General features: G+C 62.8%; 12 protein-coding genes. 2 read left to right on the forward strand and 10 right to left on the reverse strand.

Features of this window, described 5'->3' with window-relative positions:
• Positions 1-334 precede the first annotated feature (334 nt).
• Positions 335-1099: an SGNH/GDSL hydrolase family protein gene (locus tag ACNAOT_RS20865; RefSeq protein WP_091463440.1), complete on the reverse strand. Its 765-nt coding sequence runs from the start codon at positions 1097-1099 to the stop codon at positions 335-337.
• Positions 1100-1152: 53 nt separating this feature from the next.
• Complete coding sequence (locus ACNAOT_RS20870; protein ID WP_091463442.1) at positions 1153-1632, reverse strand: MarR family winged helix-turn-helix transcriptional regulator; 480 nt, start codon at positions 1630-1632, stop codon at positions 1153-1155.
• 68 nt (positions 1633-1700) lie between these two features.
• Between ACNAOT_RS20870 and ACNAOT_RS20875 the strand changes: the two genes are divergently transcribed.
• The gene (locus ACNAOT_RS20875) at positions 1701-1988 is read left to right on the forward strand and encodes a YciI family protein (protein WP_091463445.1); all 288 of its coding nucleotides are present in this window, start codon (positions 1701-1703) and stop codon (positions 1986-1988) included.
• Here the strand turns inward: ACNAOT_RS20875 and ACNAOT_RS20880 are convergent.
• The 7 genes from ACNAOT_RS20880 to ACNAOT_RS20910 form a co-directional block, all read right to left on the reverse strand.
• Positions 1964-2785 (reverse strand): SGNH/GDSL hydrolase family protein, encoded by an 822-nt coding sequence (locus ACNAOT_RS20880; RefSeq protein WP_420179232.1) that lies wholly within the window; start codon positions 2783-2785, stop codon positions 1964-1966. The two genes, ACNAOT_RS20875 and ACNAOT_RS20880, sit on opposite strands and share 25 nt — an antisense overlap.
• Positions 2782-3618: an SGNH/GDSL hydrolase family protein gene (locus tag ACNAOT_RS20885; protein ID WP_420179233.1), complete on the reverse strand. Its 837-nt coding sequence runs from the start codon at positions 3616-3618 to the stop codon at positions 2782-2784. The genes ACNAOT_RS20880 and ACNAOT_RS20885 overlap by 4 nt, the downstream gene beginning before the upstream one ends.
• A gap of 235 nt (positions 3619-3853) precedes the next feature.
• A complete protein-coding gene (locus ACNAOT_RS20890; protein ID WP_420179234.1) occupies positions 3854-4909 on the reverse strand; it encodes a siderophore-interacting protein in 1056 nt (351 codons plus the stop codon).
• The gene (locus ACNAOT_RS20895; protein ID WP_420179235.1) at positions 4906-5730 is read right to left on the reverse strand and encodes an ABC transporter ATP-binding protein; all 825 of its coding nucleotides are present in this window, start codon (positions 5728-5730) and stop codon (positions 4906-4908) included. Before ACNAOT_RS20895 ends, ACNAOT_RS20890 begins: the two co-directional genes overlap by 4 nt.
• 1 nt (position 5731) lies before the next feature.
• Positions 5732-6841 (reverse strand): FecCD family ABC transporter permease, encoded by a 1110-nt coding sequence (locus ACNAOT_RS20900; protein WP_420179237.1) that lies wholly within the window; start codon positions 6839-6841, stop codon positions 5732-5734.
• Positions 6838-7953 carry a FecCD family ABC transporter permease gene (locus ACNAOT_RS20905; RefSeq protein WP_420179238.1) on the reverse strand — a complete coding sequence of 372 codons (1116 nt, stop codon included), beginning with the start codon at positions 7951-7953 and terminating at the stop codon, positions 6838-6840. The genes ACNAOT_RS20900 and ACNAOT_RS20905 overlap by 4 nt, the downstream gene beginning before the upstream one ends.
• A 5-nt stretch (positions 7954-7958) precedes the next feature.
• Entirely contained in the window at positions 7959-9029 is a 1071-nt protein-coding gene (locus tag ACNAOT_RS20910; protein WP_420179239.1) for an iron-siderophore ABC transporter substrate-binding protein, read from the reverse strand.
• Between the two features lie 489 nt (positions 9030-9518).
• On the opposite strand from ACNAOT_RS20910, the gene ACNAOT_RS20915 reads away from it, so the two are divergent.
• Positions 9519-10013, forward strand: a complete 495-nt coding sequence (locus ACNAOT_RS20915) for an FBP domain-containing protein (RefSeq protein ID WP_420179240.1) — start codon at positions 9519-9521, stop codon at positions 10011-10013.
• Positions 10014-10113: 100 nt separating this feature from the next.
• Here the strand turns inward: ACNAOT_RS20915 and ACNAOT_RS20920 are convergent, their stop codons facing one another.
• The gene (locus tag ACNAOT_RS20920) at positions 10114-13605 is read right to left on the reverse strand and encodes an ATP-binding protein (protein WP_420179241.1); all 3492 of its coding nucleotides are present in this window, start codon (positions 13603-13605) and stop codon (positions 10114-10116) included.
• Positions 13606-13712 lie beyond the last annotated feature (107 nt).

Raw genomic sequence — 13712 nt, forward strand, 5'->3', positions numbered from 1 at the left:
CCGCATCCGGGTCCAAACCATTTCGGTAGTTTCCACAGCAAGTGCGGCGAAGAAGGTTGGCCTCAGGACCGGGCAGTGATAATCACTTGAACAGATCCTGGGATACCGGGCGAATACAGGAATGCACGCAACTTGAGCCCCTAACTACCGGCCACCGGGACGTCAGTAAAACCGACAGTCACCACCAACCGGAGCAATTGCACACGATCCGCACTACCTAGCGCCTAACTATTCTACGGGTCAGGCCAAATTAAGACCAATCCGGCATCATAAGCCCTTGGCGTCCACTGCCGGAACACCGACTCAACCTTGGCGGGTCGCCCGGCAGCCCGGATTACAGCGGCCGGATCAACTCCGGGTATTTCGGGCTCAAACCGTCGCCGGAGGACACTCCACGCACGCGGCGGGCAACCCATGGCGCCGCGGATTCACGGAACCATCGTGCGTTTGCTTTCAATGCCTCAACGCGGTTCATCAGTCGGACCGGCGCCAGTTCGGGAACCTCGATGACGTGCTCGTGCTCGAGGACATCCAGGACGCGCTTTGCCATGTTGACGTGGCCTGCGGTGGACATGTGCATGCGATCCTCACCCCAGAGGCGCCAGTCGTCGTACTCGTCGAACCGCCAATAGTCCACGAGGAGGGCTCCGTGGTTTTCGGCGATTTCGCGCACCAGTTCGTTGTAGATCGCAGTGCGGCCGCGCATGGCGCTGAAAACCTTCGAGCCCTTCGCATCAAAGCCCGTGAAGAGGACCACTGTGGCTCCCGACGCGCTCAACTTGGCGATGCCGGCGTCGTACTCCTCCAAAAGCGAGTCGATATCGATCTTGGGCCGCAGGATGTCGTTCGCCCCCGCATACAACGTCACCAAAGTTGGTTTCATCGCGACGGCAGCATCAACCTGCTCCGCCATGATCTGCCGGAGCTTCCGGCCGCGGATAGCCAAGTTGGCGTAGCCGAAGTCCGGGTTGCTGTAGGCGAGCTGCCCGGCAACGACGTCGGCCCAGCCGCGAACGCCGTTGGGGCGGGCGGGATCGTCGTCTCCAACACCCTCGGTGAACGAGTCCCCCAGGGCAACATAACGGGCAGAAAAATCCATGCCGTCAGTCTGCCACTTCAACGCTTGACGCCACAAAGCCTGCAGCAGGAGGGCTAGGAATCGCGCAGGATCCAGTGGTTGTTGTCCAAGCGGGCAACGATTTTCTCGCCGATGCGTGCAAGGTCCGAGACATCCTCGGGACTAAGGGAATCGAGCATCAACGTGCGCACGGACTCCACGTGTCCCGGGGCCAAGGACACGATGGTGGACATGCCGGCGTCGGTCAGGTGCGCTACGGTGACACGGGCGTCGCCGGGGTGCGCTTGCCGTTCCACCCATCCGCGTTTCTGCAGCTTGGTAACCACGTGGGAGAGTCGCGACAGCGAGGCACTTGTCCGTGCGGCGAGCTCACTCATGGGAAGGTACCGGCCCTCGGTTTCGGAGAGCATCGCAAGTACGTTGTAGTCGAACAGGGACAGTTTGCCGGCCGACTGAAGCTGGGTGTCCAACGCCGAGGGAAGCAAAGTGTTGATGCTCAGCAGAGCCAGCCAAGCACGGCGTTCGTCGGCATTCAGCCAGCGGGGTTGAGTCATGCCTCCATCTTATGAGAATTCCCTACTTCCTTAGGTCCCGGCCCGGGCTCAGGCGATAGGCTGGCGGCATGTTTGTCGTCTCATTGACCTACAAAGTTCCCGACGAAATTGTCGATTTCCACCGCCCGGGCCATATGGCCTGGCTTAAGGACGCGTTCGACGCCGGGACCTTCCTGGCGTCCGGACGCCGCGTCCCAGCCACCGGCGGTGTTCTGCTCTCCAAAGTGGACAGGGCGACGCTGGATGCCTCTCTGGCGAAGGACCCGTTCTACAGCAATGGCGTTGCCGAGTTCGAGATCATCGAATTCACTGCCACCAGCGTGGCTGAAGGTTACGAAAACCTGCTCGACAGCTGAGGTTTTGCCCGAGCGGTTCCCAGCCGTTCCGGCAACACCACCGGCATCAGTTCCGGCCACCGCGCTCCCAGATGGTCACCGCTCGATACGCCCCGGACCCGCCGCTTAAGCCAAGGCCCGACGTCGCGCCTCAGCCAGGCGGCGTCGTCGGCAATGTTTTCGGTGAAGGTCCGCGGACGGGGAGCGGCAAGCGTTGGTGAGTTCAGCGAGTGGGGGGCCCCGAGGACTTCGAGGACTTTCTTGGCCATGTAACTGTGGCCCGGGGTGGACATGTGCAGGCGATCCGGAGCCCACATTCGCGGGTCCTGAAACTTCTCGAAGCACCAGTAGTCCACCAAGAGCGTTCCGTACTTTGCGGCGATACGCCGGATGTGACGGTTGTAAATGGCGGTGCGCAATTTGAGCGGCTCAAGCAGGGGCGACAAAGGAACGTTGTACCCCGTGAAGAGCAGGACCATGGCTCCGCTGGCTTTGATCCTTTTGACGGCATCTTCGTAGTCCCGGATGAGCCTGGCCATGTTGAGCCTTGCCATGAGGAGATCATTCCCGCCGGCGTAGAAGCTGAGAATCGTGGGATTCATGGCAAGGGCGGGCTCGATTTGTTCGTCCATGATCCGATGGAGGCGCCGTCCACGAACAGCCAGGTTGGCGTATCGCACGGTTTCGTCGTGTCTTGCCAGTTCTTCGGCCACCCGGTCCGCCCAGCCCCGGCAGTTGTTGGGGAGCCTGAGATCGTTGTCGCCGACACCCTCAGTGAAGGAGTCGCCGAGGGCCACAAACCGGGCCTGGTCTTTCATTGCGCTTTCTCCCGGTCTTCCATGAGCTTTTTCAAGCCGCCCTTGCGTGGAACCTTCACGGGCTCCGGCCATCGCGGGCTGATGGAGTCCCCAAGAGTGACACCGCGTAATTTGCGTCCGAACAGCGGGAGCACCCAGTCATTGACCCAGCGGCGTTGCCGGCGCTCCCATTCGCGCATGGACATGCGGCTGGGCGGGTCCCATTCTTTCGGTGAGATTTTGTGCGGGACGTTGAGATGGTCCAGAACCTGGGCAGCCAAATACTTGTGGCCCGCCTTGGACATGTGGAGCCGGTCCGGGGCCCACATCCGCGAGTCCTTGTACGCGTCGAAGCACCAGTAGTCCACCAGGACTGCGCCATATTTGGCTGCGATGTCGCGGACTCTCTGGTTGTAGTGGGTGTTGCGTTTCTTGAAGGGTTCCAGGACGGCAGACACTTTCACGTCGAAGCCGGTAAACAGGACCAAAGTGGCACCGGTTTCGCTGAGGCGCGCGACGAGCAACTCGTAGTCATTAAGGAGAGCATCCATATCGGTGCCGAAGTCGAGGATGTCGTTTCCGCCTGCGTAGAGCGTGACGAGCGTTGGCTCCATGGCGAGGGCGGGCTCGAGTTGTTCATCGATGATGTGCCGAAGCCGCTTGCTACGCACGGCCAAATTGGCATACTCCCAGCCCGGCTGGGCCTTGGCTAACTTCTCGGCAACCCGGTCGGCCCATCCGCGGACCCCGTTGGGCAGGATCTTGCTCGTGTCCCCCACGCCTTCGGTGAAGGAATCTCCGATGGCGACATACCGCCGTCGAACCTTTTTCCCGTCCCCGAATTCCTCCCGCACGCAGCCGACGCTACCCGCCCCCGGTTACGCCGGAGCCAACCCAAAGTGAACAAGCCAACGGGAAGTGCGAGAGCGTCGGAAGGTGACGCCCGCGCAAGTGCCGCAGCGGCAGTTTTGTGTAGGAGCGCATCGCGGCCCATCGTGGCGCGGAGGTCGCCCGGCGACCGGAGTGCCACCTATGGGTTGTGTCTAAGCGACGGCAAAACCGACGCTGCGGCGGACCAGAAGAAGAGGCTTAGCCCTCCGCCTTGCCGCGTCGCCAGTAACCCATGAAGGCAACTTGCTTGCGGTCGATACCAACGTCCCGTACCAGGTACCGCCGCAATTCCTTGATCACGAACGCTTCACCGGCAATCCATGCGTAGAACGGGAGGGCGCCTGCGGGAACGGTGGGGTTTTTGGTGGCTTCGATGGCTGCGGTGTCCATGCGTTGCGGGGTTTCCCAGAGGATGTCCTGGTCCACGTTGACGTCTTCGGGCTCGGGTCCGGCGGCGGTGCCTGCGCCCTTGATGCCTACCCAGCCCGGCACGGGAACGGCCTTGGCGACGGCTTCCTTGAGGAGTTCGCCGTGGGGTCGTGAGCGTCCGATGGCTGCGCCACGTGCGAGCCAGGTGATTTCGATATCGGCTTCGGTGGAGATGTCTTGGAAGTCGCCGGCTTCGGGTACCTCGAGGAAGGCGTGGCCGGTCATGTCGGCTGGAAGGCTTTCCAGGATGGCGCTGATGGCAGGGACAGCGGTTTCGTCGCCGGCCAGGAGTACGCGCTGGGCCAGGCCCGGGCGCCATTCGATGCCGCCGTAGGCGCCGGCCGTGGTGCACTGGGCTGCGCGGTTGTTGGGGCCGATGATGGTGATGGCGTCCCCTGGTTTCGCCGCAAGTGCCCAGTTGGCAGCGGGTCCGCCGTGACCGGCGTCGTCGAAGTGCATGACGAAGTCGATGTCGATCTCGGGGTACACGGCGTCGAGGCGTTCAGACCGGACCGTGTAAGTGCGCATGTCACCGCGGACGGACGGGTCCATGGCCAACCATTCCTGGTACCAGCCGGCTTCTTCCATTTTGAAGGGAGGGAGCGGGATCTGCTGTCCGGCGGCGTCGAAGGACGGGATCATCAACTTCACGCGGAGGTCCAAAGTGTCCCCTGCAACGCCGAAGTCACGCAGCGAGTAGCCGCCGAAGGTGATGCGACGGAAGTTGGGGCTGAGCTCCTGCACGGCCGTCACGGTGACGTCGAAGGCGAGGGTCATGGGCTCCACTGCGGCGCTTGCTTTTGCCTGTGTCGGTTGTGCACTCATGAGGCGATCTCCAGTTCGTTGGTTGAAGCGGGGCGTGCGTGGTGGCGTCCGATGGGGACGATCAGCGGTGTGCCTGAGATGGGGTCCGGAACCACTCGGGATTCCAAACCGAAAACGTTCAAGACCAGTTCTTCTGTCACCACGACGGGCGCAGGTCCTTCGGCCACGATGCACCCGCCTTTCATGGCGATGACATGGTCGGCGTAGCGTGCAGCAAGGTTGAGGTCGTGGAGCACGATCGCCACGGTGGTTCCGCGGCTGCGGTTGAGGTCCGTGATCAGGTCCAGGACTTCCACTTGGTGTGCCAGGTCCAAGTACGTGGTGGGCTCGTCCAGCAGCAGGACTTCTGTTTCCTGCGCGAGGGCCATGGCGATCCAGACGCGCTGGCGTTGTCCGCCGGACAACTCGTCGATGCTTCGCTCGGCGAGTTCCAGCGTTGAGGTGGCGTTCAGCGCGCGCTGCACCGCGGCGTCGTCGGCTGCGCTCCAGCTGCGGAAGAAGCCTTGGTGCGGGTATCGCCCGCGGCCCACGAGGTCCCGGACGGTGATGCCGTCGGGAGCGGTGGGGTGCTGCGGGAGCAGGCCAAGGGTGCGGGCGAGTTCGCGGGCGGGGCGGGCGTGGATGTCCTTGCCGTCCAGCGTCACGGCCCCGCGGGCCGGCTTGAGGAGGCGGGACAGTCCGCGCAGGAGGGTGGACTTGCCGCAGGCGTTGGCGCCAACGATCATGGTCACTTTGCCTTCGGGAATCTCGGTGGTGAGTCCCTCCACCACCTTGCGTGCCTCGTACTGGAGCGTGAGGTCCTTGGCATTAAGGATGGCCATGTCAGGCCTCCTTTCGGTTCGACGTGACCAGCAGCCACAGCAGGAAGGGGGCACCGAGGGCGCCGGTGATGACGCCGACCGGAAGGACGGTTCCGTCGAGGATGACGGGAGCGATGTTGGAGGCGAAGAAATCTGCGAGCAACACGATCAGGGCGCCGGTAAGGGCCGCCGCCGGGAGGCTGGGTTTACGGACGATGCGGCGGGCGATCGGTCCGGCAAGGAAAGCGACGAACGCTACAGGACCGGCAGCAGCGGTTGCGACGGCGGCAAGTCCGACGGCGGTCAGCACCAGTGCCAGCCGGGCGGCGTTGACTCTGATCCCGAGCCCCGCAGCAGCGTCGTCGCCGAGTTCGAGGATGCGCAAGGGGCCGGCAAGGGCAATGACGGCGGGGACAAGGATCAGCAATGAGACTGCGAGGACGCCTGCCCGGTCCCAGGTGGCGGAGTTCAGGGATCCGTTGAGCCAGATGAGGGCGTCGGCCGCGGTGCGGATGTCCGCGCGGGTCATGAGGAAGTTGACCACTGCGTGAAGTGCAGCGGCGATACCCACACCGGCCAGGATGAGCCGGTTGCCTGCAGCGTTGCCGCGGCTTCCTCCACCGGCGCCGGAACCGCCACGGGAGATTGCGTAGATGATGGCCGCGACGCCAAGCGCTCCGCCGAGGGCAGCACCGGAAACCACGGCTCCGGAAGCACCGAAGATGACGATGGCCGTCACGGCCGCCGCGCTGGCGCCGTAACTGATACCAATGATGTCCGGGCTGGCCAGCGGGTTGCGCAGCATGGTCTGGAACAGTGCGCCGGCCAGGCCAAAGGCGATGCCGATCATGGTTCCAACGACGGCGCGGGGCAGTTTATGCTCCATCACGATGAAACTGGCTCCGGGGATTTTCTCGCCGCCGGTCAGGTGGTTGATGACGATGGTGAAGAAGTCCGGGATGGTCACCGTGTAGCTGCCCAGGAGCACGTACACCGCGAACATGACGATGACTGCAAGGCCCAGGAAAAATGTGGGGCTGAGCACGCGCCGAAGTGACAGTTGATGCCCATGTTTGTGGGAATCATTGGTGTTAAGTGCCAAATCGGTGGGGAGCTTGTGAACGGTGGTCACAGTCCGGCCCCCTTTCCGCGGCGGATGAGCCAGACGAAGACGGGAGCGCCAATGATGGCGGTCATGATGCCCGCAGGGACTTCACCGGGGAGAAGGATCACGCGGCCAACAATGTCGGCGCTGATCAGCAGGATCGGGGCCACAACTGCGGAAAACGGCAGGATCCACCGGTAGTCCGGACCGGTCAACGAGCGGACGGCGTGAGGAATGACCAGGCCAAGGAACGCGATCGGCCCGGCTACGGCAGTGGCGGATCCGCACAGCAACACAATGCCCAGCCCTGTGATGCTGCGGGCCAGCGTGACGTTTTGGCCGAGGCCTCGGGCAATGTCATCGCCCAGGGCAAGGCTGTTCAGAATGCGACCGCCGGCCAGGACAATCACGGCCCCGACTGCGAGGAACGGCAGCGCGGGAAGGAGGACGGACCAGTCACGTCCACCAATAGTGCCTACCTGCCAGAAACGGAAACGGTCGAAAGTGTCCTGGCTCGAAACCAGGATGACGTTCATCAGGGAGAACAGGCCGGCGCTCAGGGCCGCACCCGCGAGGGCTAGTTTGACGGGTGTCGCACCGTCACGGCCCAGGGAAGCAACGGCGTAAACCACGACGGCGGCCGCCGCGGCGCCGATGAAGGCGAACCAGATGTAGCCGGACAGCGAGCCGATACCGAAAACGTAGATCCCCACGACGACTGCAAGGGCAGCTCCGGCATTGAGTCCCAGGATGCCGGGGTCGGCCAAGGGGTTGCGGGCAACGCCTTGCATGGCCGCACCGGCCAAACCAAGTGCGGCCCCGGCAAGGAGTCCCAGCACGGTGCGGGGAATTCGGGCGATCACCACAGCGTGGTTACCGTCCTCCGGATTGAAGTTGGTGAGTGCTTCCCACACGGTGTTAAGGGGAAGGCCGCGTGCCCCGATCGCCAAGGATGCAGCGCACACTGCGGTGAGTACGACGACGGCCGCCAGCAGCCAAGCGGCACGCTTGCCTGCGGTGCTGCGGGAGAAGGTTCCCCCTCCGGTTCCCGCAGTTTCAGGGGTGATGCCTCCCGAGCCAGCCGACACCAAAGTGCCGTTGCCCCGCCCCTGGACTGCCGCCGTCGTACTCAGTTTCATTGCAGTTACTTGCCCGCTGCGTCTGCTGCTTTACCCAGCTGCGGCAGGAACGTGTCCAGCGCCCACGGCAGGCTCAGCGGCGAAGAAGCGGAGATGGACAGTGTCAGGGTGTTGTCCGAATCGGCAACCAAAGCGCCCTTCTTGACGGCCGGGATTTGGCCGAGGAGCGGATCAGCCTTGATGGCTTCGGCCGTGGTGGCGTCCGGAACCCAGGTCACGAAGATGTCGGACTCGAGCTCGTTGGCCTTCTCGGCGGACCATGGAATGAAGAAGTCCGTGGACGTCTTGGTGTTCTCGGTGACTACCGGAGCCAGCTTCATGCCGATTTCGGAGAGGAAGCGGGGACGGTTGTCGATTGCGGTGTAGACGTTGGCACCGTCACCCTTTGCGGGTTCGAGGTTGCCGTAGATGAAGGTCTTGTCCTTGATCTGCGGGAACTTGGAAACCTTGTCCTTGACGGTGGTTTCGGTGTCCTCGATCAGCTTCTTGGCTTCGGCTTCCTTGCCCAGTGCCTTGCCGATCAGGGTGGTGCTCTCCTGCCAAGGGGTGCCATAAGCGAGCTCAGGCTGCGCCACAACGGGGGCGATTTCGGAGAGCTTCTTGTAGTCAGCCTCTTCCAGGCCGGAGTAAGCGGCCAAGATAACGTCCGGGCTGAGCTTGGCGATCTCGGTGAAGTTGATGCCGTCAGCCTCGGAGAACTGGACCGGAGCCTTGTCGGTGCCAAAGCCGGCGCCGAGCTTCTCCAGCGCTGCATCCTTCCAAGGGGTAGAGCCCTTGTCGTTGTTGCCCCACTCGTTCTTGGGAACGCCAACCGGAACAACACCCAGGGCGATCGCGATGTCGTCGTTGACCCACGAGACGGTAACTACGCGCTTGGGCTGTTCCTTGATGGTGGTCTCGCCAAAGACGTTCTTGATGGTCACCGGGAAAGTTGCCGTTGCTGCCTGCTCAGTTGCCGGAGCCGAGGTTGCGGGGCCAGTTGAGCAGCCGGTGAGGGTAAGAGCGACGGCGGCCAAAGCGGCCGTCGCGGTTCCTGCTGTTTTCAGCAGGGCGCGGCGTGGGAGAAGGGAAGCCACGGGACTCCTTAAGTAAGTGATGCGAACCTAAGTAAGGCTAGCCTAGCCTGCCGTGAATTAAGAAACGTTTGCGTCACCTAATCCAACTCATTGCCGAAATGGGATGCAGGTCACACGCTCTCTCACATCCCGCGCCCTTCAACCGATCGCTCTCGCACATCCCGCGCCCTTCACCCGATCGCTCTCGCAGTGGACATCTGCCCCGGAGTTTTGAAAGTATTAGCGGCAGCGGACTACCGCTTCCAAGGATCACGACGAGGGGATGAGCGTGCGCACTGTTTCAGTTGCTGCTGCCATGGTTGGCGAGGTGGCCGCTTTGGCCTGCTTGGCACTCCCCCGCACGTCGGCATCTTCCTAGGTTTCAAGGCACTTCCCTTTGGTAGGGGCTATAAAGCTGTGCCCTTCCTTCCCTCGATGGCCGACGCATCCTGCCATTTCCGTGCACATCTTCAGAGCGCGGACGTCGACCATTTCCGAGAGAAGCTTGCCATGCAGAAAATCACTGCCCAACAGATCCGTTCGTCCTTCATCAACGCCAGCCGCTCCGAGGCAGCCAAGGCCAACCTCCCCCGCAACTTCGAAACCATCAACTGGGACAATCTGGAATTCCTGGGTTGGCGGGACGAAAAAATGCCCCAGCGCGGATACCTCGTGGTTCCGCACCGGGGCGAACTCACCGGGATCATGCTCCGCGCACCTGAAGGTGGCTCCGGGAAGAGGCGCGTAGTCCTCTGCGAACTCTGCCGAGACGTGTTTTCGAAGGACGACGTTTACTTGTGGGTTGCCAAGAAAGCCGGACAATCCGGTAAGGACGGGAACACTGTGGGGACGCTGATTTGCGCCGAATTCGGCTGCAGCGCCAACGTGCGCAAGGAACCGCCCGCCAACGAGATCAACCCGGACCCTGCCGCCGTCGTTGTTCGACAGATTGCAGGACTGGAGTCCAGGACTGAACAGTTCCTTGACCGCGTCCGCGCGAAGTAAGTCCAGGAACAAGCCCAAGTAGGTAGCAGCAGGTGCCGTTTAGAACCTTCAAAACGGCATCATCTGCTACCTACTTGGGCCCGCCGGACGAGAGGTGACGTCAGCGCAGGACGATGTCCACCGGGTTGGCTTCGGAACGCCATGCTCCTGGTTCCCCAGGCCCGGCGATGACCGGAGCCGTGAGCACACCCGAGCGGTTAGTGCGCTTGTCCCGGAGGATTTCCGTGACGGAGCCAAGGTGCCTGGACAGGTCAATCACGTTTTCCGGTGCGGCCAGGAGCAACTGGAACCCGAATTCGTGAAGCGCCTTGATACCCGCACCCGCGAATTCCTCGGACGCCAGCACGAAGGCTTCGTCCATCATCACGGTGCCATACGTGGTGAAGCCCTGCTCGGCGATTCCCAGCTGGTAGCTCAGTGCCGCGGCCATGATGAACGCCGTGAATCGCTGGCGCTCACCGCCGGACATGGACCCGGTGTCGGCATGCATGAAGACTTCGGTCTTCTTCTTGCCGGACTTTCCCGCGGCGCCGGTTTTGCCCGACTTCGAAGCAACCTCGCGGTGTTCCTTGCACTGAATAAACAGGTGCCCGCGGACGTCCAGCACCTCAGCCCGCCAGCGCCGATCCTCCGGCGTCTGCGAACCAAGCCGCTTCACCAGGGTCTCCAACGACTTGTAGCGCGCAGTGAGCTCGGCGTCGTCGTCGATTTCTGCCGTTGAACCAGCACCTGCTGAAGCAGCCGCGCCGCGCGACGGCCGTGTGTGCTTCGCCTTCAGGGCGTTCTGGATCGCATCCTTGAACTGTTTGGCCGTGGCCGGCAGTGTCTGCTTGATGTCCAGTTCCAGGAAGCTGCCCTCATGGAAATTGACCTGGGACAGGATGCCGTTGAGGGGCAGGATCCGGCTGGTGATGCTTCGCCGTTCCTCATCCAGCAGATGTAACAGCGTGCTGAAGGACTCGTGCGTGCGTTGGTTGAAGAACAGCCGGAATTCGGCCTCCTGCGCGGGCAGGCCATCGCTCACGATCGCGTGGTACCGGGATTCGAAGTCCCCTGCAGCTCCAATCGAGGTGCCGTGATCGGCGCTGATGGCACTTCCCCAGTCGCGCACGAATGCCTCGAACATGCGGGTCAGCCGCTCGGCCGTCGCTTGACCGCGGGATTCCGCAGCATGCAGTTCGTCGAGCAACTTATTCCGGACGCTGTTGGCGAGGTTGTCGAGCTCGTAAAGTTCGGAGACTTCACCGACGCCGTCGAAGTACGGCTCCAGCGCGGTGACGGTAGGGGCCGACGGCGGTGCTTGCTCCAGCTTCAACCTCGCCGCATCGAGCAGGCCGTCCGCCGTGGTCATCTTGTGGTCCAGCGCCTTGTATTCGCTCTGCAGGACGGCGGCCGTACCTGTGGAGGACTGGTGCTTTTCCCGGACACTCTCGATGTTGGCACGCAGCGGCTCCAAGTCTGCCTGCGCGGCCAGAGCGTCTGTTAGGCGCTGTTCGATCCTGGCAAGTTCATCCGCGGCTACGGCTGCGGAGACCTGCTCCCATGGCCGCTCATCTTCAGCGACCCTGCGCAGCGCTTCGAGCTGACGTGCCATACCCTGATGCGAATCCTCGCGGCTCTGGGCAAGTTCCGAGGCCTTCACGAGCTCGTTTTCCAGCTCCCCCACGCGCGCTGCCACAAGCTCAAGCTTGGAGGCGTTATCGAAACCGAGGATGTAATCCTGCCGGCTCGTGAAACGGTCGTCCTTCTCCACGGTGTGCCGGTTGCGTTTAACCACACCACCCAGGCTCAGGCCCTTGTCCATCGAAGCAAGCTCGTCAGGGTCCCCAACGCACGGGTACGCGAAGTCCAAGGCAATCCGCTCGCGGATCCACGCCCCGGCGTCGGCGTTGGCGCCCGAGGTGAGAATGCTCAGCTTAGTCAAGAGGTCGCCGTCGGACACGTCCTCCACAGCCAGCGCGCCACCGGCGAGCGGCTTGGAAACATCGACAGCGCGAAGCGCGCCCCGGACGGTGTTGTCGTTCAGGTACCGCGTCACAGCGGCGAAATGCTCACCCGGGACCAGCAACGTGGTGGCGAGGTTGCGCAGCGCTCGTTCGGCGGCCGGACGCCACTGATCCTGGCCCTCTGCCAGATCGATCAGCTCACCGCCAAACGGCATCCGTTCTTCCGGAACGCCGGTTGCTGCTGCGATAGCAGCCCGGTTCTCAATGCTCGACGGCGGCAGCAACGACTTGCGCGACCGCAACGAAAGCAGCTCCTGCTGGGCCGCGGCGAGCTCACGCTTCTTGGTCGCGTGACCGTCAAAGGCTTCAAAACGAAGCTCCTTGAGCGCCTCGGAATCGTCTTTCAACTCCGCCGAGCGAGCTGCTGCCTGCTCGTGCGCCTGATCCCAGCCCTCGGCGGTCCACTCCAGGTTCAGCCCGGCATCGGCCAACGCCTTCTTGGCGGAATCTTCAACTTGCTGACGCAGCTTGAGGCCAACCCGGGCGTTTTCCAACGACTGCTCAATCGCCGAAATCGCGTTGCCGCCGCGGTTGTTGTAATCCAGCTCAAGGTCACGGAGCTCCTTGGCCAAAGCATCCCGCACAGTGCGTTCAGCAGCCAGTTCCTGAGCCTTGGACTGAGCCAACTCCTTGAAACGGGCCAGCGTCTTGGCGTGCACCGTGACCGCAAGCTGCTGTTTGTAGGCCTCGAACTCCTCGCCGGCCAACTCCCTGAGACGGTTCGCGTCCAGCAACGCCTGCGCGTACTCCTTGTTCAGCTCCGGAACCGGTGCCAACTGGTCCCGCTGCTGCCGTACGTCCTCCAACCGCTGCCGGATGGACATCAGGTTGCTGAATTCCTCCACCACATCATCGGCGGCAGCCAACGTGGCCGGAGCATCGAGTACCTGGTCGCGGAAGAACGTGTTCACGCTGCCGCCCAAGCCCTTACCGGCCTGGATGACGCGAAGCAGCGGAAGCGCCTGATCCGAGTTGATGCCCAGAAGCCTGCGGAACCTTTCGGCGAACGCCTTGTGCACGTCGAAGACCTGGCCCTCGGGGAAGATCGACTCCAACGCGCCCTTGGTAAAGCGCTTCTGCGCAATGCCCTCGATCGCCTCAAGGTCCAACGGCTTGCTGTCAATCACATAAAAACGCCCGACACTCGACTCCGTGCCATTCTTTGGCAAGTCGAACAGAGCCGACACCGTCACCTTCGTGCCAGCCGCATTATCAAACGTCAGTGCGACGGCGGACCAGGTGGCACCGGGGCGCTGGAAGGCACTCGCCGAGCTATCCCCCACCGCCTTATCACCCACCTTGCCGCGCATGTAAGTGAACGTGGTCCTCTTGTCCTCCACAGCCCCGCCGGATCGCTGGGCCGCAGCCTCGTTCGAGCGCGGACGGGCATCAAACACGCGGAGCATCGCATCAAAGAGAGTCGACTTACCGACGCCCGAGTTACCCGTAAGGAGGGTGCCCTTGCGGTCCACGTGCATGGTGTGAGCCCCATGGAAGGTGCCCCAGTTGACCACCTGAACGAGCGCCAAACGCATCTGGCCCGGGTTCGTGAGCTCGCCGAGCGGGAGCATGCTTGCAATGGTCATTTGGTCATCCCTTCAGCGTCGGTTGCGTCCGCGGCGGTGCCGGACACATGCTCTGCATGCTCGCTCGTGCCTCCCCGGAAGCCCCCTACCCTCGCAAGCTCGGCCAG

It is taken from the genome of Paenarthrobacter sp. TA1.8 (genome assembly GCF_048595705.1).
GTDB lineage: Bacteria > Actinomycetota > Actinomycetes > Actinomycetales > Micrococcaceae > Arthrobacter > Arthrobacter nitroguajacolicus.

Coding starts and splice junctions, on each gene's coding strand:
- ACNAOT_RS20895 (WP_420179235.1), bottom strand. CDS start 5,730: ATGGCCATCCTTAATGCCAAGGACCTCACGCTCCAGTACGAGGCACGC.
- ACNAOT_RS20920 (WP_420179241.1), bottom strand. CDS start 13,605: ATGACCATTGCAAGCATGCTCCCGCTCGGCGAGCTCACGAACCCGGGC.
- ACNAOT_RS20890 (WP_420179234.1), bottom strand. CDS start 4,909: ATGAGTGCACAACCGACACAGGCAAAAGCAAGCGCCGCAGTGGAGCCC.
- ACNAOT_RS20865 (WP_091463440.1), bottom strand. CDS start 1,099: ATGGATTTTTCTGCCCGTTATGTTGCCCTGGGGGACTCGTTCACCGAG.
- ACNAOT_RS20875 (WP_091463445.1), top strand. CDS start 1,701: ATGTTTGTCGTCTCATTGACCTACAAAGTTCCCGACGAAATTGTCGAT.
- ACNAOT_RS20870 (WP_091463442.1), bottom strand. CDS start 1,632: ATGACTCAACCCCGCTGGCTGAATGCCGACGAACGCCGTGCTTGGCTG.
- ACNAOT_RS20905 (WP_420179238.1), bottom strand. CDS start 7,953: ATGAAACTGAGTACGACGGCGGCAGTCCAGGGGCGGGGCAACGGCACT.
- ACNAOT_RS20915 (WP_420179240.1), top strand. CDS start 9,519: ATGCAGAAAATCACTGCCCAACAGATCCGTTCGTCCTTCATCAACGCC.
- ACNAOT_RS20880 (WP_420179232.1), bottom strand. CDS start 2,785: ATGAAAGACCAGGCCCGGTTTGTGGCCCTCGGCGACTCCTTCACTGAG.